Origin of the sequence: Kribbella catacumbae DSM 19601, assembly GCF_000372465.1 — a bacterium.
GTDB lineage: Bacteria > Actinomycetota > Actinomycetes > Propionibacteriales > Kribbellaceae > Kribbella > Kribbella catacumbae.
In genome coordinates this window covers 200130-218418 of record NZ_AQUZ01000009.1, presented here as the reverse complement: position 1 = coordinate 218418, position 18289 = coordinate 200130, and the positions used below count along the sequence as shown (strand labels likewise).

Genomic DNA, 18289 nt, shown 5'->3' with positions numbered 1-18289 from the left:
ACACCACCGGGGCACTGGAGGAGTTCTTCCACCAGCTCGACGAGACCATCGGCGACCGCGCCGCCAAGCTCACCAACAAGGTCCGCACCGACGCCCTGCTGAAGCTCATCGCCGCCCGCCGCAACGGCTGGACCAACCAGACCCGCTGGGCCGAACTGATCCGCGAACACCTCACCCGACACCACGGCCACGCCCCCCAGCAGCGCCAGCACACCGACCCCAAAGGCGCACCCAGCCTCCGCTCACCATATCCACCCTAAGCGACATAGGACGTATGTTCTAATAGACTCTCAGCGCCAGCCCGCTTCGGCGGGGACATGTCACCCAGGGAGATCGCCGCAACGATGACTGTAGACACCTTTGCAGTAGAAGCTCAGACCGACGCCGCCGACACTCCCGATCCGGTGATCGACTCTGCGGCCACCACCGAGTCCGCTTCCCCGTCAGTGACTGACGCCCCGGTGGCCGGCTCAGACGATGCCGCCCCGGAGGCTGCGGATGCCGAGGCCGCTCCGGTGGTCGCCGAGAAGCCGAAGAAGGCTCCGGCCAAGAAGGCCGCGCCGAAGAAGACCAAGACCCTCGAGCTCACCCTGACCGTCACCGGCACCGCCGACGGCGAGTGGAAGGCCGAACTCAAGCAGGGCAACAGCTACATCGCCAAGAACCTCCTGGTCGCCGCCGCAGCCGTCTCCCGCGCAGCCAAGGAACTGCACGAAGACCTGTCCGGCCCCATCGACGAGGTCATCGACGCAGCCCGCGAACAGCAGGCCGCGAAGGTAGCCGCCCTAGAGGCCGAACTAGAAGCCGCCCGCAAAGCCCTCGCCGAACTAGACGACTAGCCCGATCAGTCGTCGGCGTGAGGAACTCCCCACGCCGGCGCCTGTTCACTCCTTCGCCGCTCCCACCGCACTAGCTCCCACCCGCCCCGCGGGGCGCGACTGCGGACTAGTTGCCACGGATGCCCTGACAGCCGGGCGACCGCACCCCGGTTGCCGCAGAGGCTGGTTGGTGCCGGGCTAGTTGATGCCGGGCTGATTTGGTGGGTGGGTGAGGTGGGTGGTGATGAGCTCCTCCTGGCGGCTGGCAACTTCCCTTTGGTGGTCGTTGGGTGGTTTCTCTGGTACCGCGCCTGAGGCGTCCGGTGCGGTTTGCTGGGGAAGGTGATGAAGAGGTGCCGGATCGGTGACCTGCGGTCAAACGCAGTGTGACCGATCCGGCACGCCGCAGAGCTGGGCGAAGCGGTGAGCCGCGTCGTACCTTGTTTGCCTGGGCCGGTCCTGTTAGGCCCTGACCGCTCCGAACAGAAGGGGTCAGATGAGCACATTCCAAGACCTGGGATCGCTCTTGCTCGTTCGCGGTGCCGATGAGCTGGACCATGCGGGCGGCACGTTGTACGTGCACCTGCACCGAGTCGCCAAGCGCCTCGGCTCTCTCGGCGCGTCCGAGTCGCTGATACTCGCTGGGCTCGCGCACGCGGCGTACGGGACTGATGGGTTCCCGACGCATCTGTTCGACTGGCAGCAGGAACGCCCGGTACTGGAAGCCGTGATCGGTCCCGAAGCGGAGCTGCTGGTCTACCGCTACGGCGCCTGCGATCGCGAGACCACCTGGCGCGACCTCGCCGAACACAACACGGTCACCGACCGCTTCACCGGTACGTCGGAGGAACTGTCGACCGAGGAACTCCGCGACTTCGTCGACCTCACCATCGTCAACGAACTCGACGTCCTCGACCACGCCCCGGACCTCAAACCCAAGCTCCACGCCTTCCTGCAAGAACAGCTCCCCCGCTGGCAGTCCCTGACCTCCCCTGCAGTCCTGGCCGACGCCCACCGCTCCATGGACCTCTAGTCCCAAAGCCGGTTAAGCGGTTCCGGGACGGTGTTTCGCCGAGGTCGGCCCCGCCGCAGGGCCGGAAGGTGCGGACGGCTGTGCACGCACGACCCGGCACCGATGCCCCGACACGCCGAGGGAAGCGCTTGCTGACCGGAACTGGGTATGCGCTGGCGTCCGGCCCCCGCCAGGGCGGGCGGGGCGAGCACCTGGCTTTGCCTCTAGCCCGCCCCCACCTTCCCCACCTCGCGGAACCCACCCAGCCGCCAACACCCCCACGGGCCATTGCGCACGGACTATCCTGGCTGGCGCTGAGAACGCTGTCCTGGCCGGCGCGTGGCGCTGAGGATTGAGCCGAGCCGGTGCGGCAATTCCCACCCGCCCGCTCCAAGCCGGCGAGTGGGCCGTCCGCTCGGGCCGCTCGGAGCTTGGGGAGGATTTTTCGCCGGACCCGCGGCGGATTCTCGCCCTGATCGGGGGTAAGAACCTCCTCAACCGCCACCGGCCACCTCATCACCGGGGTCCGAGCAGCAAACCAAGCTGCGGGCCCGGTTGTTGGCGGGTTTGCTGGAAAACGGGTGACCGGCGACGCATGATCGGATCATGGCTCGTTTCGAAGTGATCGCTCGCGCCGAGGTCGATCGGCGTCAGTCCAACTCCGCCTACTTCAACCTCGCCATGCTGTCCGGCCGGCTCGACAAGGGCATGCACCTGCAGCGGATCGAGGACCTGCCCGACGGCAAGGTCGCTCTCGTGATGCAGCACAAGTTCAGCCCGCGGAAGCAGGACGAGGCGGCGCTGATGGCCAACCGCACGCTCGCCCAGCTCGGCATCGCCCCCAGCCAGGTCCTTCAGCTCGATCTGCTCCGGCTGTCCCGCAAGGGCCGCACCCTGGTCCGCTCCTGGGTCGGCCCCGGCAACCCGCCCGGTCCCGACCTCAGTGGCGACCGCGAACCCCGCAACCCGCTACCCACCCCGCCCCACCTGAAAGCCGCACTGGATCTCCCCACCGACTGACGGGGCACACGCCGGCCTCACCCCACGACCGGGTGAGGTTGTCAGGGCGTGAAGACCTCGAAGGGTGCTGCGTACGTAGTACCGAGGCGAGTGCCTGTGCTGCGGCTGATGCCTTCAAGGAATTCGGCTGGGTCGAAGTGGGGCCAGCCCAAGCCGTCGATGTAGGCCTTGTGCGCCTTCAGCGACTCGACGCCGACGTCGAAGGTCTCAGTGGTGTCGACAGCGTGCCGGCCGTTGGGCGAACCTGCCGTCCAGACCTGCCGTACCCCGCCCCAGCGCTCGCCCTCTTCGGGGAAGATCCACCGATTCGCCGCATCCCGTACGGCGTCCAAAGTCGCCTTGCCGGTGTTGATGTGGTCGGCCTGGTTGAGCATGACGTCGCCGTCCCAGGTGTCGCGGAAGTTGTTCGTGATGACGATCTCCGGCTGGTGCCGCCGGATCACCCCGGCGATCAACCGGCGCAGCGCGACGCTGTACTCGATCGTGCCGTCGGGCTGGCCGAGGAACTCCACGGCAGAGACGCCGACGATCCGGGCCGACTCGATCTGCTCGGCCTCGCGCAGCGGGCCGCTCTCGGCCGGCGGGATGCCGTCGATCCCGGCCTCGCCGGAGGTGAGCAGGACGTAGACGATCTCCTTGCCCTGCCCGGTCCAGCGCGCCACCGCCGCGGCGCCGCCGAACTCCAGATCATCAGGGTGGGCGACCACTGCGACGGCCTTGTTCCAGTCCTCGGGCAATGCTTCGAACGGCTCCGGTGCAGTCATGATGGAAGGCTACGACCGCGAAGGTGCCAGCCGGCACTGTTTGCCCGGAAGGTCGCGGTTTACTCCCCTAGAACCTGACGGCTGTACGGATTGGCGAACGCACGTCGCGGATCCAGCCGGTCACGAACGGCGAGGAAGTCGTCGAACCGCGGGTACCGCTCGCGGAAGTCGGAGGCGCCGAGCGTGTGCAGCTTGCCCCAGTGCGGCCGGCCCCCGAAGGCGCCCACGATCTGCTCGAAAGCGTCGAAGTACTTGTCGTGCGCAAGCCGGTGGTACTGGTGGATCGCCACATACCCGGTGTCGCGCCCGTACGCCGTCGACAACCAGATGTCGTCCGCGGCCGCCACCCGGACCTCGATCGGGAACGGCAAGCGCTCCCCCGACCGATCGATCCACGCGCGCAACTGCTGCACGACCTCGACCACATGCTCCCGCGGTACGGCGTACTCTGACTCGCGAAACACCACGTTCCGCTCGGAACAGAACACCTTGTACGACGAATCGACGTACTCGCGCGCCGACAACGCCCGGGACGCGAGCTGGTTGATCCGCGGCACCAGGCTGGGCCGGCGCATCGCGAGCCGGTTGGTCAGCTCGAAGACGCGGTTGGACAGCAGTTCGTCGTCGATCCAGCCGCGGACCCGGCCGACCGGGGACGCGCCGACGCCGGCGGCGACCCGGTTGTTTCGCTTGGTCAGCGCGATGTCGGTGTGCGGGAACCAGTAGAACTCGAAGTGATCGTTGCCATCGGCAAGTTCGTCGAACCCGCCCAGTACTTCGCCCAGCGGCAGCGGCATCTCCTGGGCGCGGAGCAAATAGGCCGGCACGGTCTGCAACGTGAGCGCGGTGATCACGCCGAGCGCGCCGATCGAGATCCGGGCCGCGTTGAAGACGTCCGGGTTCTCCTCGGCCGAGCAGTTCAGCACCGAGCCGTCGGCGGTGACGAGCTCGATCCCGACCACCTGGGTGGCGAGCCCGCCCAGCTTCGCGCCGGTTCCGTGCGTACCTGTGGAGATCGCGCCGGAGACGGTCTGCTTGTCGATGTCGCCGAGATTCGCCATCGCCAGGTCGAACGACGCGAGCCCGGCGTTCAGCTTCGCCAATCCCGTACCGGCGCCGAGCGTTACCTTGCCGGAGTCCCTGTCAGCGCTGGTGATCGAGCCAAGCCGGTCGAGCCGGACCATCACCTGCTCAGGCACCGAGCACCCGGTGAACGAGTGGCCGGAGCCGACCGCCTTGAGCTGCTTGCCCTGCTCGGCGGCCGTCTTGACCATGGCAGCGACCTCGTCGACCGAGGACGGCCGCAGGATCTCCACACCGGTCGCCGACTCGGTGCCGGCCCAGTTGCGCCAGGTGCTCATCCGAAGTTCTTCCCCTCACCCCGGTACGTCACGAGCTCGGTCAGCTCGTTGCCGTCGATCGCGTGCAGTACGTCGAATCGTTCCAGCATCTCGCCCGCTTTGGCATAGCGCATCCACACCCGATCGCCGATCCGAAGACCCCGCGCGGCCTCACCGGCGACGGGCGTCTGGACCTCCCCCGCGCCTTCGGTCCCGAGCAGACTCAGGCCGGCAGGCCAGCTCGGCGAAGGCAGGCGAGACTTCTTGGCCGGGCCAGAGGCGATGTAGCCGCCACCGAAGAGAGTCGCGATCCGCGGCGTCGGGCGGCGTACCACTCCGAGCGCATAGGCAACCGCGTGCTCTGGCTGGAAGATGTCGTACTTGTCGAAGAGGGTAGGCCCGTAGAGGCCCGAGCCCGCGGTGACCTCAGTGACGGACGGGTCGGCGCTGCTGACCTCAAGACTTCCGGTACCACCGGAGTTCACGAGTCGCAGCGGCGCAACCTGCTTGACCGCGTCGACGACCAGGCCGCGACGCTCAGACAGCTCATTGGCCGACAGCTTCTTGACCAGCCGTACTGCGGGCGACGTGTCCGGCAGCCCGGCGATCTGAGCCTCGTAGAACATCACGCCGACCAGCGCGAAGGCATCGTCCGCGACCACCCGGCGAGCCAGGCCGATCACCTGCTCCGGGGTGCGCAGCGGCGACCGCCGTACGCCGAGGTGCTGGCCGAAGATCCGCAGCGACGCGTCCACATCCAGGCAGACCCGGATCCGCTCAGCGCCATCGGTGACCGACTTGATGAAGGCCAACTGCTCGAAGTCATCGATCATCAGCGTGATCCGCGACGCCAGTGCCGCATCGCCGGCCAGCTCGCGCAGCGCCGCCCGGTGCACGGTCGGGTAGCCCATCAGGATGTCGTCGACGCCGTCGCGGGCCAGCCAGATCGCCTCGGGCAGCGAATAGGCCATCACGCCGTGGAACCCGGGCCGGTCCAGCGCGGCCTTGACCAGCGCGCGGCAACGGACCGACTTGGACGCCACCCGGATCGGCGTACCGGCGGCGCGGCGGACGAGATCGTCCGCGTTCCGGCGGAACGCGGCCAGGTCGACCACCGCGTACGGCGGCTCCAGCCCAGCCGTCAGCCGCCCGTACCTGTCGAAGTCACCCATGTCAGGAGCTTAGAGCCATCAAATACTGAAAGGTAGTACATCTTTATGGCGAATCGATCACAGCCTGCATGGCCGGTACGACGCTCCGCGCCCAAGCGGCCTGCGCATCAGGCGTAGTGGAGGCCTGGGCCAGTAACGCCACCGTGGAGCCCTTGAGTGTCGACACCTCGACGAAAGCCTCTGCCTCCACGTAGGCACGAACTGAGGCAACCGCATCCGTCGAGGACCACAGCTGCTTGACCTGGAGGTTGCCCTTGTCGCCGCAGGCTGTCATACGCGTCTGGTAGCCACGGTAGTACTCCGAAGCCAGTCCGGCGTCGGCGAAGCGCAGTACGAGCACTGTGGCCGGTTTGCCTGCGCCTGTGCGATACGCGCCCTGCAGGGCGTGCTTCGGGACTGGCAGCGAGCTGGTCGGCAGCGGGTTGCCGCAGCCGACAGGTAGAGCCTCGAATGCAGCCTGATGGGCTTCCCGGCGACGGGTCCAGGCCTGGTTGCCGATGAAGCCCTCCTCGGCGCCACCGGGGTCGACATAGGTCTTCCAGCCAGTACCGAGCTTGGCGGGCGCCGGAAGGTTCTTGGCCGACACAGGTCCGGCAGCAGCGGGCGGAGGCGCTGTCGCTTCCTCCGGCAGCTCCGGAGGCTGGGCGGCGTCAGTCGGCGCGACTGTGCTCAACGTGTTGGTCGGGATGGGCGCTGTGCCCTCAGTCGGCACCGGTGTCGGTGTCGGTGTCGGTGCTGGAGTGGCCGTCGGGTCGGCGCTGCACCCAAACAGCAGTCCAGCAGCAGCCACTACCGCCGCCCCCGCTACTACCGCTCTCACTTCGGCTGGAAGTGCTGGTAGTCGGGCTTACGCCAGCCGGCGCCCCAGAAGAAGCCCTGGTTGATCAGTGCACGAGTCGGAGCACTAGTGCTGAACAACATGCCGGGACGGACCACGCTGCGGTTGCGGTAGGCCAGTCCGTTCGACGGGTACCAGACGTTGTTCGCCGCGAGGTACGGGTTCTCCACGGTGTTGATGTCGATCGCGAAGCCGTACGAGTGCGGGGACAGCGCGTACGGGTTGCCGGTCACCTGGCGGCAGTTGAAGACCGAGGTGTTGTCGGCCGCCATCGCCCGGATGTCGCTGCCGCCGAAGATGTCCACGCGCTGCATCCGCCGGATCGGGAACTTCGCGTTGAAGCTCACGGTCCACACGGTGATCATCTTCGCGACCGCCGCGTCCCGGACGACGAGCTCACCGCGATGGACCAGACCGTCGAAACCCCAGTAGTTCAAGGTGATGTAGCGCAGTTGCGACGGCTTGACCGGGCAGCCGGGCCGGTAGGTCTTGTTGATGGACGCCGCCGAGATGTAGGACACCTTCGCGTTCAGCAGCGCCTTGATCGTGATCACGGCGTACCCGGAGGCCTCGACCGCAGTGGACGCGCCGCCGAGCGTGACGACCCGCACGGTCTTGGTGGCGGGCAGATTGTCCGGCACCGGTACTGCGAACGTGCCGTTCGCCGCGATCCACGCACTCGTCAGGGTTCGCCACTTGCCGCCGAAGCGGTCCTGCAGGCCGACCAGCTTCTGGCCGGGCTCAGGCGGAGTCAGCTTGCCCGTCATCTTGACGCCGGTCAGCACGATGTACGACGCGGCGGGCTTGTTCATCACCAGCGTGCGGTCGAGCACGTTCACCACGCGGTCCGGGGTGTTGCCGACGGCGCTCGGGAACTTGACCCCGATCACCACGCGGAAGGTGGCGGCACCCGGGGTCGGCGAGACGTAGGTGAACTTGTAGGCGCCACCGGTGATCGTGCGGGTCGAGCCGCGCAGTACCCAGCCGGTGGACAGCTGCTCCCACAGAGTCAGATAGGAGTTCACCAGGCCGGTCTCGAGCCGGCCGGTGAAAGTGATCGGCCGGTCTTCCCAGGTCGCGGCCGGCTGATCCAAGGTGATCGGCAGCATGTCTGCCGTGACCGTCGGAGTCGGCGTCGTCGGTGCAGGCGTCGTCGGTCCAGTCGTCGTCGGATCGACCGGAGCCGGCGTCGGCGTGCTGACCGGTGTGACTGGCGGAGTCGGGTTGTCCGCCGCGCTGGCGGCAGTCGGAGTCAAGCCGACGCAAAGCGCTGCCACGACGGCAGCCGAACAAAGGGCACGAGCGTTCACGGGCCAGTCCTCCCCAGATAGGGAGAGCCACCCCAGCTCTCCTCTCACCTACTAAGAGGCATCTACCTTGGAAGACGTCACACTCTGCCCGAAAAGTTCGGCTATTCGTGCAATCTTTTCGCAGCGGCGTCGACTCGCTCATCCGTGCCGGTCAGAGCGACCCGCACATGCCGCTCACCGGCCGTACCGTAGAAGGCACCCGGAGCGACGAGGATGCCGCGATCCGCCAACGCGGCAACGGATCCATAGGCGTCGTACGCCGGGTGGCTCGCCCACAAGTAGAGGCCGCCCTGCGACAACGTGATGTCCCAGCCGGCGGCGGTCAGCGCGTCACGAAGTACCGACCGGCGACGGATGTAGCGGGCGCGCTGCTCGTCGACGTGAGTGTCATCGGCGAAGGCCGCGGCCATTGCGGCCTGGATCGGTGACGGCACCATCAGACCGGCGTGCTTGCGAACCGCCAGGAGTTCGGCGACCACCGCCTCATCGCCGGCGACGAACCCGGCCCGGTAGCCGGCCAGGTTGGAACGCTTGGACAGCGAGTGCACAGCAAGCAGGTTGTCGAAGCTGCCGCCACACACCTCCGGATGCAGTACCGACACCGGCGTCGAGTCCCAGCCGAACTCGGCATAGCACTCGTCGCTCACGAGCAGTACGTCGTTCGCCCGGGCCCACTCGACCGCGGTACGCAGCTCGTCTGCCGACGTGATCTGGCCGGACGGGTTGCGCGGTGAGTTGAGGTAGGCGACGCGCACCGGACCGTCGTACTGCGTGGGGTCGGCCACGGGAACGCTCGTCGCCCGGGCGAGCGCCGCACCGGCCTCGTACGTCGGGTAGGCCAGGTCGGGGATCAGCACGGTGTCGCCGGCGCCGATGCCGAGCAGTGTCGGCAGCAGCATGATCAGCTCCTTGGTGCCGATCACCGGGAGCAGACCGGTCTGCGGATCGACCCCGGGCACGTCCAGCCGCCTGGCCAGCCAGTCGACGGCGGCCTGGCGCGCGGCCGCCGTACCGATCGTCGTCGGGTACGCCGGTGCGTCGGCCGCGTCGGCCAATGCCTGCTTCACCAGCTCCGGTACCGGGTCGACCGGGCTGCCGATCGACAGGTCGACGATGCCGTCGGGATGCGCGGCCGCCTTCTGCTTGAAGGGGGCGAGCTTGTCCCAGGGGAAGTCGGGCAGACGACTGGAGGTGGGTGCGAAGGTCACCCCGGCATTGTCTCCTGGACGATCCGCGGCCCGTCGGCGGCCGCCCGCTCCGTGGACTTCTGCCGAGCCTGATCGCCGGTCGACAAGCTAGCCGGATCGTCGGCCGACAGGAACGTGACGGTCGCCTCGACGACCGACGAGTCGCGGAGGACACGATTGTGGCCGAGGCCGTCGGTGAGCAGCAGTTGGGCGTCCGGCCAGACCTTGGCGACCTCCATGCTGCCTTCGGCGGGAGTCTCGCGATCGGAGCGGTCGTGGATCACCAGCAGCGGCGGCAACTCACGCTCCTCCACCAGCCCGTCGATCATCGGCACGACCGCGAAGCCGTCGAGCGGCCCGAACTTGCGGGTGAACCGCCGCAGGAATCGCTCCCGCGTCCGCGGCCCGAAGCCGAAATGCTGCTCGAACTGCGCCAGCCAGTCGCGGAAGTCCGTCGCCGTCGCGATGAACACGACCCGGCGCACGCTGACCCCGTCCTTCAGCGCCATCGTCACCCCTGCGGCCCCGAGCGAGTGCGCGACCACCCCGTACGCCGGTCCGTAGGCGGCGACCACAGCCTGGAAGGCGTCGCGCAACTCCAGCAGCGTGGACCGTTTCGGGCCCTCCCGTCCTGGCTCGGAATCACCGTGGCTCGGCGCGTCGAACGCGATGACCCGGAAACCCGCGTCGACCAGCGGCGGAACAAAGGTCGCGAGCTGGAGGCCCCAGCCACCCCAGCCGTGGACCAGGTAGACCGTCGGCCCCTCGCCCCAACTGCTCCCCCGGATCTTGCCGTTCTCGAAGGGCAGCTCGATCGACACCGCCTCTGGCAGCTCCACCCGCACCTTCTTGGCCTTCTCGGACACTGGTGGCAGGCCGAACCAGATCGCGTCCAGCAGCCTCGCGCCGGCCGCCGGCGCGACGCGCTCGAACAGCCGGAAGAGCTGCTGCCGTCTATCGATAGTCCGACCGTTCGTGCTTTTCTTTGCCGCCATCACCGCTCCTCGCAGGGGAAAGTTCAGATCTTGGCCGCCCGGAGCAGCGCCTCGAAAGCGGCGCGGGCCCGATCCTCGGCCTTGGGGTCGGCCAACAGTCTGTCGGCCAGGTGGTACGACATCAGCACGCCGCGAATATCGAAGGCGTACTGATCGGGGTCTGCCTCAGGATGGAACTGCCCCGCACTGATCCCGGTCCGGAAGACGGTGGCGACCGTGTCGGCGAAGTCCAGCTCGATCTGCACCACCCGATCGCGGACCGGACCCTCCGGAGCATCGTCCAGCTCGGCCGCCACGCTGGCGAAGAAACACCCGCCAGGCAGGGCCAGATCGCCGCTACTCCAGCGCAGCTTGCGATCGAACAACTCGCGCAGCCGGGGCTCTCCCCGCGGCAGCCGCAGGGCCGGCCGGACCACCCGCTCGGCGAACAGCTCACCGGCCCAGTCGATCACCGCGATCTGCAACTGCTCCTTGGACCGGAAGTGGCCGAACAGCCCGCTCTTGGACAGCCCGGTCCGCTCGGCGAGCAGGCCGATGGTGAGCCCGCCCAGCCCGACGAGGCTGACCTGACGGGCAGCCTCATCCAGTACCGCGGCACGCGTTTCCTCACCCTTACCCACGAGCTCTATAAAAGCACGACCGGTCGGCATTCAGCAAGGCCTACTCGGGTCTTCCACTTCGCCCCGAACAGCTTCTGAACCAGCCGGCCGCCGCGAGCCCACCAGTGGTGGGCTCGCACCTGAAGTGGCGACCTCGGACAAGGTAGACCCTGTCCGAAGCCGCCGTTTGGTGTGCATGCCCACCACTGGTGGGCTTGCGACGGCGGGGGCCGGGTACGCGGTGGGGTGCGGGGCGGCAGCGTTCGTAGTACTGGGGATTACAGGTAGAGGCCGGTCTGGCCGTCCTCGAGGCGGCCGGCGGCGACGGCGTGCAGGTCGCGCTCGCGGAGCAGCACGTAGTCGTCACCCCGGACCTCGACCTCGGCGCGGTCCTCGGGGTCGAACAGCACCCGGTCGCCGATCTCGACCGTACGGACGTTGGCGCCGACAGCGACCACCTTCGCCCAGGCGAGCCGGCGGCCCATCTGCGCGGTCGCGGGAATCAGGATGCCGGCCGAAGACTTGCGCTCACCCTCCGCCTCCAGCGAGACGAGCACCCGGTCATGCAGCATCCGGATCGGCAGCTTGTCGTCGGCCAGCCGCTTGCGACCAGTCACCGGCGGCCCACCAGCTTGCGGATCATCAACAGCATGCCGATGACGCCTACTGCCGCGGCGCCGACGGCGACCAGCTTCTGGGTGCGCAACTCGCCGCGCTCGTCGAACACCTGGGCCCGGGCCTGTTCGACCTGCCGCTTGGCGACGTTCTTCGGGTGCGCCCGCTCGACCAGCTCGTCGACGGTCGAGGCCAGTCGTGCACGGGTGGCGGCGATGTCCGCCTCGATCTGCTCGGTGGTCCGAGCCTGCGTGTCCGGCACCAGGGCTCCCTTCACAGTGTTTGACAACATCCTTGCAGGTCAGCGCTGGAGATCGACGACCACCTTGATGTCACCGGGCTCCTTGACCAGCGCGGTGGGCCAGTCCGACAGCGGCACCGACCGGGTGATGAGCCGCTCCAGCCAGGCCGGATCAGCAGCCAGCAGGACGTCCACGGCCTCCGCATAGTGCCGTTTGGCCGCGTTCACCGACCCAACCAGCGCAGCATTCCGTACTACGAGCTGCCGCGTCAGCGCATCCAGCTGTACGTCGATGGCGGCCGGGCTGGGCGAGATCCCGGTCAGGCACATCACGCCCGCCGGCGGCAGCAGCTTCGCGCAGTCGACCACGAGCCGCCCGGCGCCAGTGGCCTCTATAACGACGTCAGGCGCCACCTGGAGGTCAGCGAGGTCATTGAGGTACTCCGCACCGAGGTCCCGGACCAGTTGCGGCTTCGGGCCGTCAGTGGCGAGGTCGAGCACGTGGACGGTGTAGCCGCGCTGCGTGGCGATCAAAGCGGCCAGTAGCCCGATCGGCCCGGCTCCTGTGACAAGCACGTGCTCCGGGCCGTACCAGGACCGCGCGCCGACCTGGTCGACCTGCTCCCAGGCCTTGGCGAGGATGCTGGCCGGCTCCACCAGCACTCCGAGGCGCCCGAGTTGCCCTGGGACCGGTACGGCGTAGTACGGGTCGACTCGCCAGCGCTCGGCGCCGTACCCGTCCATTTCCTTGATGCCGCGCTCGGTGTAGAGGCCGTTGCGGCAGAAGTCCCACTCGCCACGCGCACAGGCCGGGCAGGGCACCGGGTCGGGGCGACGGACTATGCCGGCGACCAGATCGCCAGTGGTGAGGCCTGAGCCTGCCGGAGCCTCCAGCACTCGCCCAAGCGACTCGTGGCCGATCACGAGCTTGTCCGAGCCCTGACGGCCGCTGCCGAAGAGACCACTGCACATCTCTATGTCCGTGCCGCAGATGCCTGCGAGCAGGCCCTCGACCAAGATCGACCCGTCGGACTCAGCTGGCTCCGGTACTTCGCCGACCGACGCGGAGTCAGCCTTGCCCGGCACCACCGTCATCGCCCGCATGAGACCACTCTGCCGCATCCATGGGCACCGGCGAACGTTCGATCATTCCCAAAGTTGCCGGCCAGGCCTAACTTCGGCCGCCTTTCTCGCATCTGGCTCGGGATAACAACGAAAGGGAACTGGAATGCGAGTTCGGCGTAGCTGGTTCGGTGTTGCCGGGTTGCTGGCACTGGTAGGCGCAGTGGTGGCACAGGTGGCTCTCACCCCAGCCGCGGCCTGGCAGCTATCGGGTCCGACCTCCACGTGGCTGGGTGAGGGGCCGACCGGCAACTGGCGGGCTGCGTGGCTGACGGCGATGCAGCAGCCGAGTGCGAACTGGTCTCAGCAGGGATTCGCAGCTCAGTCGGTGCGACAGGTCGTCCGGCTCACCGCGGGCGGTGCCCAGCTCCGGATCCGGGTCAGTAACCAGTACGGCGACCGGGCTCTCAGGTTGACCGGTGCGAGCGTGGCCAAGGCTGCACAGGGGGCGGCTGTCGAGGCGGGGTCGCTGCGACCGGTGCGGTTCCGGGGAGCCGAGTCGGTCAGCGTTCCTGTCGGCGCCCAGGTCGCCAGCGATGCCGTCGCCCTGCCCGGTGTGGCCAGCGGGACCCGGGTCGCGGTGACGCTGTACTTCGCCGATGCGACCGGGCCGGCCACCTTCCATGAGTTCGGCGCGGCTGGAGCGTCGTACCGGGCGGCGGGCGACCAGCGAGCGGCGACCACCGGGTCGGCGTACCGGGAGAGCAGTGGTAGCTGGTACTTCCTGGCCGGCGTGGACACGATCGCAGCGGGTGCCGGCTCGGTGGTGGCCTTCGGGGACTCGATCACGAATGGATACCGCGCTACGCCCGGCGGGCGGTACCCGGATCTGCTGGCCGCGCGACTTGCTGTCGCGGGCCGCCCGATGCCGGTTCTCAATGCCGGTCTCGGCGGTAACCGGCTGCTGACCGAGTCGGCCTGTTTCGGCGAACCTGGCCTGGTCCGGTTCCACCGTGACGTGCTGAGCCAGCCCGGCGTCAGGACCGCGCTCGTCCTGCTGGGCATCAACGACCTCGGCTACCCCGAAGTCGCGCCGACGCCCTGCACGATCCCGAACCCGGAGATCACTCCCGAGCAGCTCATCACCGGCTATCGCAGCCTCATCCGGAACGCCCGAACGCGCGGGATCCGTGTCGTCGGAGTCACCCTGCCGCCGTTCCGTGGCGCCGAGGTCCACACCGACCGCAGCGAGCGGATCTGGGCGGCCGTGAACACCTGGATCCGCACCGGTGGCGAGTTCGACGCCGTCGCCGACTTCGCCGCTGCTCTGGCTGATCCGACCGACCCGAGCCGCCTCGCGACGCAGTACGACAGCGGTGACCATCTGCATCCGAACGAGGCCGGCTACCGCGCGATGGCCGAGGCGGTCGACCTCGCCGGGCTCTGACCTTCCGGGCCCTTGGGGAACTGTCGGCGACGTACGGCAGAATGTCGGACAATCACCCGATCCGTCCGTGGAGGGCACCTGATGTCCGAACGTCTGTCCGTCGGCGACCCCGCACCCGAGTTCACCCTTCCCGACGCCGATGGCGCCGACGTCTCGCTGACCTCGCTGCGCGGCAAGAGCGTGATCGTGTACTTCTACCCGGCCGCGATGACGCCGGGCTGCACCAAGCAGGCCTGCGACTTCCGCGACTCGCTCGACTCGCTGCAGGCCCACGGGTACGCCGTACTGGGAGTCTCGCCGGACAAGCCGGCCAAGCTGGCGAAGTTCCGCGAGCGCGACGGGGTGACCTTCCCGCTGCTGAGCGACCCGGACAAGACCGTGCTGATGGCGTACGGCGCCTTCGGGGAGAAGACGATGTACGGCAAGAAGGTGACCGGGGTGATCCGGTCGACCTTCGTGATCGACCCGGACGGCAAGATCGCGGTCGCGCAGTACAACGTGAAGGCCACCGGGCACGTCGCCAAGCTGCGCCGCGATCTCGGGCTTGACTGACCGTCTCGTTGTTGTCAGGACAAGGGGCGAAGGGAAACCCTCGACCGTTTCATAAACCCTGGTCCATGCAACGGTCGTTTGAGCAAAGTCGAAATGTGATTTGGATCACACTCCGATCTCACCTGACCGGAGCGGCATCGCTACTCTGAGTGACATTTCCGGGCCTGGTGGGGACAAGCGGTACGGGATGTGCGTCCGGCGATCATTTGCAACCCTCCGTCCACGGCATCAACACCGGCAGCGCTCTTGGCCCTGACCAGTGCAAACCGGGTAATCTGCGCGCGCAGTCTGCCTCTGGGAGGGAGGGACCTGCCGCGATGGGAAAACACTCCTCTGCGGTGACGAAAAGTAACAACAACCGGCGTCCGGTGTATCTGACCGCCGTCGGCCTACTGGTGCTGTCATTGGGCGCCGTGTTTGTGGTCCGCTCCTTCGGATCGGAATCGGGTGCCGACGGGTTCCTGGGTGGGAAGTCATGTGACGACCCGACCCAGATCCGGCTCAGCACGACGCCCGAGGTTCAACCTCTGCTGGAGTCAGCGGCCAAGTCGCTGGCGGCCAAGAAGGACGACAGCACCGCTTGTCTGCAGTTCACCATCAGCGCGGCGCCGTCGGCCAAGGTGGCCAAGGACGTCGCCGGCAGCACCGACAACCGGCCCGACCTGTGGGTACCGGACTCGTCGTTGTGGGTGGCTCAGGCCGATGACGGCCAGAAGGTCCCGACGATCGCCGTTCCTTCGATCGCGACCTCACCCCTGGTACTCGTCGGCCGATCGGACAACTTCGCCGACACTTCGTCCTGGCTGGGCATGTTCTCGAGGGCCCAGCCGGCCCTGCTCGACCCGTTGAGCCAGTCGCCCGGTGCGCTGGCGCTGCTGGCCATCCAGGCCGAGCGGCAGAAGACCTCAGCCACCGACAACCAGGTGGCGGCGGTCGTCGTACCGACGGCACAGAAGCTCGGCTCGATGGCCAAGCCGTACACCGACGTGAACGGGCTGTTCAGCCGGGCTGGTCAGGCCGGCAGCGGACTCGTCGTACCGGCCTCGGAACAGAGTTTCGTCAAGTACCAGGACGAGCACCCCGACTCCGAACTGAAGGCGATCGTGCCGCGGACCGGCACGTTGCTGCTCGACTACCCGGTCGTGGTGACCGCGCAGTCGAACGACGAGGTGTTCTCCGACGCGGGCAAGGCGCTCGCGGCGGAACTGATCTCCAACGCGGCCGGCACGGCGCGCGACGATGCCGGCTTCCGGGACCCGCTGACCAGCGAGCTCGGCGGCGGACGCGGCGTCGGAACGATCACCAGGCTCACCGCACCGTCCGCGGTGGCCGTCAACAAGACGCTGCTGAGCTGGACCCGGCTGTCCCTGTCGGCGCACTCGCTGGCAGTGGTCGACGTCTCCGGCTCGATGGCCGAGGTGGTCGGCGGCAAGACCCGGATGCAGCTCACCATCGAAGCTGCGGTCGGCGGCCTGCGGCTGTTCCCGGACAACGCGGCACTCGGCCTGTGGACGTTCTCGACGAAGATCGGGCCGCTGGGTGCCGACTTCCGGGAGGTCGTCCCGATCGGCAAGCTGACTGCTGCCCAGCGGCAGAAGATCACCGCGAACCTCGTGGTGCAGAAACCGATCAAGGGTGGTGGCACCGGTCTGTACGACAGCGCCATCGCCGCCGTTCAGGCGGTCCGCAGCAGCTACGACTCGAGTGCTGTGAACGCCGTCCTGCTCTTCACCGACGGCAAGAACGACGACCCGGGCAGCCTCAGCCTGGCCAAAGCCGTGCAGACCCTGGAAGGCCTGCGCGACCCGGCCCGCCCGGTCCGGATCATCGCCCTCGGTATGGGCCCGGACGCCGACGCCAACGAGCTCCGTCAGCTCGCCCAGGCAACCGGCGGTCAAAGCTACGTTGCCAAGAACCCCTCGGACCTGCGCGACGTCTTCATCAGCGCCCTGCAGAGCCGCTGAGAGATCGGCGTCCCCCTAAGATGTTTCTTAGGGGGACGCCGATCCTCCCTCGCCAGAGTGGTGGAATGGCAGACACGCCGGCTTTAGGTGCCGGTGCCCCCGGGCGTGCGGGTTCAAGTCCCGCCTCTGGCACACGCTTCGTACTACGCCCCACGCACCTCCTGCGTCGGTGCTCCCGCCCACCCTTGTCCGCGGCTACTCCGTCGCCGCTCGCCTGCCGGGTTCGGCGCGGCCAGTTGCGCCAGCATCTGCTGGCGACACCCGACGGCAACCCGACCGGGGTCGCGGAGGAGCGTGTCGACACCTCACGCCTGCCGACCCGCATCGGGCAGTCCCCGCGCCCCTTCCCGGGATGGTCCGGCGAGCTGTCCGCTGGCGCAGCCAGATCCCAGGCCAACGGGTCGCCGCCCCGGGCCGGCAGATGGGCGGCGGGTGAGGGCGGGCGCGGCCGGCTACTCACTGCCCGGTGGCGCGGGTTGGGGGTTGGGGAGGATTTTCGCTGGATCCGAGGAGGATTTTGGCTGGATCCGGGCGCAAAAGCCTCCCCAGATCTCCCTGCGAATCGGGGGCAGCGACCGGAAGGCGGGTGAGCCGGAGTGGGGCGACCTTGAGCACCGGCTGGTCGTCGTACTGGCGGGTAGGTGGCTGGCGGGTGCCCAAAGTCTGTGGGTGGCGGGCGGGAGCACCGACGGAGGAGGTGCGTGGGAGCACCGACGGAGGAGGTGCGTGGGAGCACCGACGGAGGAGGTGCGTGGGGCGTCGTACCGTCAGAGGGAGTCGAGGTAGGCCTTGCCTCGAGGCGAGAGTTCGTAGCCGGTTTCGAGGCTGTAGGTGAGGCCCAGGTTTTTCAGTTTGCGGACGTCTAGTTTGAAGGCCGCGGTGTCGCGGCCGAAGTCCGCGGCCAAGTCGCCCGCGCGGGTGGCGGGCTTCGACTGGATCTTCTTGAGGGTGTCCGTGGTCCAGGCGCCGTGCCGGCTCAGCTCGTCGAGCTTCGCGAGTTTGGTGCGGAGGTCTTCGAGGTCCTCGACCGTAAGCTCTGCCGTAGCGGCCAGTTCCTCGCGCGGATCAGGACCCTCGACCAGGTGGAACTTGATCAGGAATGTGGGCCAGTCCTCGTTGCCGCGCAGCCGTCGGCGGACGTCTTTGGCGTTTTGGCGGTCGGCGGCGAAAATGTCGTCGTCGTAGTCGGAGACCAGTTCCGGGTTGACCTGCCGGACGCTGTCGATCTCGATCCGGCCGGCGTTGGTGCGGTAGATCCGGCCCTCGACGACGCGCGCCTCGGCCCACCGCCGGTACGCCGCGGTGATCCGGCCCTCGGCGACGCCGTCACGATCTGGTCCAGCGAACAACATG

19 protein-coding genes and 1 tRNA gene are annotated in these 18289 nt (G+C 68.1%); 8 read left to right on the top strand and 12 right to left on the bottom strand.

Features of this window, described 5'->3' with window-relative positions:
• From A3ES_RS0112700 to A3ES_RS0112685, 4 genes are all read left to right on the top strand, one after another.
• On the top strand, positions 1 to 260 hold a 260-nt coding region (locus A3ES_RS0112700; protein WP_026162815.1), incomplete at its 5' end, for a hypothetical protein.
• A gap of 84 nt (positions 261 to 344) precedes the next feature.
• Positions 345 to 839 carry a DUF6319 family protein gene (locus A3ES_RS0112695; protein ID WP_020387194.1) on the top strand — a complete coding sequence of 165 codons (495 nt, stop codon included), beginning with the start codon at positions 345 to 347 and terminating at the stop codon, positions 837 to 839.
• 475 nt (positions 840 to 1314) lie between these two features.
• Positions 1315 to 1851 carry a DUF6817 domain-containing protein gene (locus A3ES_RS0112690; protein ID WP_020387193.1) on the top strand — a complete coding sequence of 179 codons (537 nt, stop codon included), beginning with the start codon at positions 1315 to 1317 and terminating at the stop codon, positions 1849 to 1851.
• Between the two features lie 585 nt (positions 1852 to 2436).
• Positions 2437 to 2850, top strand: a complete 414-nt coding sequence (locus tag A3ES_RS0112685; RefSeq protein WP_020387192.1) for a hypothetical protein — start codon at positions 2437 to 2439, stop codon at positions 2848 to 2850.
• 41 nt (positions 2851 to 2891) lie between these two features.
• On the opposite strand, the gene A3ES_RS0112680 is transcribed toward A3ES_RS0112685, so the two are convergent.
• The 11 genes from A3ES_RS0112680 to A3ES_RS0112625 form a co-directional block, all read right to left on the bottom strand.
• A complete protein-coding gene (locus A3ES_RS0112680) occupies positions 2892 to 3614 on the bottom strand; it encodes a PIG-L deacetylase family protein (RefSeq protein ID WP_020387191.1) in 723 nt (240 codons plus the stop codon).
• A gap of 59 nt (positions 3615 to 3673) precedes the next feature.
• Entirely contained in the window at positions 3674 to 4975 is a 1302-nt protein-coding gene (locus tag A3ES_RS0112675) for a D-arabinono-1,4-lactone oxidase (RefSeq protein WP_020387190.1), read from the bottom strand.
• Positions 4972 to 6126 (bottom strand): amino acid deaminase/aldolase, encoded by a 1155-nt coding sequence (locus A3ES_RS0112670; protein WP_020387189.1) that lies wholly within the window; start codon positions 6124 to 6126, stop codon positions 4972 to 4974. The genes A3ES_RS0112675 and A3ES_RS0112670 overlap by 4 nt, the downstream gene beginning before the upstream one ends.
• Positions 6127 to 6169: 43 nt before the next feature.
• Positions 6170 to 6838, bottom strand: a complete 669-nt coding sequence (locus A3ES_RS0112665) for a hypothetical protein (protein ID WP_157630476.1) — start codon at positions 6836 to 6838, stop codon at positions 6170 to 6172.
• A gap of 104 nt (positions 6839 to 6942) precedes the next feature.
• Positions 6943 to 8274 carry a M15 family metallopeptidase gene (locus tag A3ES_RS52530; protein ID WP_237744936.1) on the bottom strand — a complete coding sequence of 444 codons (1332 nt, stop codon included), beginning with the start codon at positions 8272 to 8274 and terminating at the stop codon, positions 6943 to 6945.
• Between the two features lie 101 nt (positions 8275 to 8375).
• Positions 8376 to 9482 carry a succinyldiaminopimelate transaminase gene (gene dapC / locus A3ES_RS0112650; RefSeq protein WP_020387185.1) on the bottom strand — a complete coding sequence of 369 codons (1107 nt, stop codon included), beginning with the start codon at positions 9480 to 9482 and terminating at the stop codon, positions 8376 to 8378.
• Positions 9479 to 10456, bottom strand: coding sequence for an alpha/beta fold hydrolase (locus A3ES_RS0112645; protein WP_020387184.1), 978 nt, complete (start codon positions 10454 to 10456; stop codon positions 9479 to 9481). The genes dapC and A3ES_RS0112645 overlap by 4 nt, the downstream gene beginning before the upstream one ends.
• A 23-nt stretch (positions 10457 to 10479) precedes the next feature.
• Positions 10480 to 11076, bottom strand: coding sequence for a TetR/AcrR family transcriptional regulator (locus A3ES_RS0112640; RefSeq protein ID WP_020387183.1), 597 nt, complete (start codon positions 11074 to 11076; stop codon positions 10480 to 10482).
• A 257-nt stretch (positions 11077 to 11333) separates the two neighbouring features.
• Positions 11334 to 11672, bottom strand: coding sequence for a GroES family chaperonin (locus A3ES_RS0112635; RefSeq protein ID WP_020387182.1), 339 nt, complete (start codon positions 11670 to 11672; stop codon positions 11334 to 11336).
• Entirely contained in the window at positions 11669 to 11932 is a 264-nt protein-coding gene (locus A3ES_RS0112630; protein WP_026162814.1) for a DUF3618 domain-containing protein, read from the bottom strand. The genes A3ES_RS0112635 and A3ES_RS0112630 overlap by 4 nt, the downstream gene beginning before the upstream one ends.
• A gap of 39 nt (positions 11933 to 11971) precedes the next feature.
• Complete coding sequence (locus tag A3ES_RS0112625; protein ID WP_020387180.1) at positions 11972 to 13015, bottom strand: glucose 1-dehydrogenase; 1044 nt, start codon at positions 13013 to 13015, stop codon at positions 11972 to 11974.
• Between the two features lie 124 nt (positions 13016 to 13139).
• On the opposite strand from A3ES_RS0112625, the gene A3ES_RS0112620 reads away from it, so the two are divergent.
• The 4 genes from A3ES_RS0112620 (at position 13140) to A3ES_RS0112605 (ending at position 17068) form a co-directional block, all read left to right on the top strand.
• Positions 13140 to 14420 carry an SGNH/GDSL hydrolase family protein gene (locus A3ES_RS0112620; protein ID WP_020387179.1) on the top strand — a complete coding sequence of 427 codons (1281 nt, stop codon included), beginning with the start codon at positions 13140 to 13142 and terminating at the stop codon, positions 14418 to 14420.
• 81 nt (positions 14421 to 14501) lie between these two features.
• Complete coding sequence (gene bcp / locus A3ES_RS0112615) at positions 14502 to 14972, top strand: thioredoxin-dependent thiol peroxidase (protein ID WP_020387178.1); 471 nt, start codon at positions 14502 to 14504, stop codon at positions 14970 to 14972.
• Positions 14973 to 15310: 338 nt separating this feature from the next.
• Positions 15311 to 16936: a substrate-binding domain-containing protein gene (locus tag A3ES_RS0112610; RefSeq protein WP_237744935.1), complete on the top strand. Its 1626-nt coding sequence runs from the start codon at positions 15311 to 15313 to the stop codon at positions 16934 to 16936.
• Positions 16937 to 16987: 51 nt separating this feature from the next.
• Positions 16988 to 17068: transfer RNA gene (locus A3ES_RS0112605), tRNA-Leu, on the top strand.
• A 635-nt stretch (positions 17069 to 17703) separates the two neighbouring features.
• Here the strand turns inward: A3ES_RS0112605 and A3ES_RS0112600 are convergent.
• Positions 17704 to 18288, bottom strand: a complete 585-nt coding sequence (locus A3ES_RS0112600) for a hypothetical protein (protein ID WP_020387176.1) — start codon at positions 18286 to 18288, stop codon at positions 17704 to 17706.
• Between the last annotated feature and the right edge of the window lies 1 nt (position 18289).

What these genes read in the sequence shown, in the direction of transcription:
- A3ES_RS0112645 (WP_020387184.1), bottom strand. Translation starts at nt 10,456, where the DNA reads ATGGCGGCAAAGAAAAGCACGAACGGTCGGACTATCGATAGACGGCAG.
- A3ES_RS0112690 (WP_020387193.1), top strand. Translation starts at nt 1,315, where the DNA reads ATGAGCACATTCCAAGACCTGGGATCGCTCTTGCTCGTTCGCGGTGCC.
- A3ES_RS0112695 (WP_020387194.1), top strand. Translation starts at nt 345, where the DNA reads ATGACTGTAGACACCTTTGCAGTAGAAGCTCAGACCGACGCCGCCGAC.
- A3ES_RS0112680 (WP_020387191.1), bottom strand. Translation starts at nt 3,614, where the DNA reads ATGACTGCACCGGAGCCGTTCGAAGCATTGCCCGAGGACTGGAACAAG.
- A3ES_RS0112675 (WP_020387190.1), bottom strand. Translation starts at nt 4,975, where the DNA reads ATGAGCACCTGGCGCAACTGGGCCGGCACCGAGTCGGCGACCGGTGTG.
- A3ES_RS0112600 (WP_020387176.1), bottom strand. Translation starts at nt 18,288, where the DNA reads ATGTTGTTCGCTGGACCAGATCGTGACGGCGTCGCCGAGGGCCGGATC.
- A3ES_RS0112670 (WP_020387189.1), bottom strand. Translation starts at nt 6,126, where the DNA reads ATGGGTGACTTCGACAGGTACGGGCGGCTGACGGCTGGGCTGGAGCCG.
- bcp (WP_020387178.1), top strand. Translation starts at nt 14,502, where the DNA reads ATGTCCGAACGTCTGTCCGTCGGCGACCCCGCACCCGAGTTCACCCTT.
- A3ES_RS0112625 (WP_020387180.1), bottom strand. Translation starts at nt 13,015, where the DNA reads ATGCGGGCGATGACGGTGGTGCCGGGCAAGGCTGACTCCGCGTCGGTC.
- A3ES_RS0112620 (WP_020387179.1), top strand. Translation starts at nt 13,140, where the DNA reads ATGCGAGTTCGGCGTAGCTGGTTCGGTGTTGCCGGGTTGCTGGCACTG.
- A3ES_RS0112685 (WP_020387192.1), top strand. Translation starts at nt 2,437, where the DNA reads ATGGCTCGTTTCGAAGTGATCGCTCGCGCCGAGGTCGATCGGCGTCAG.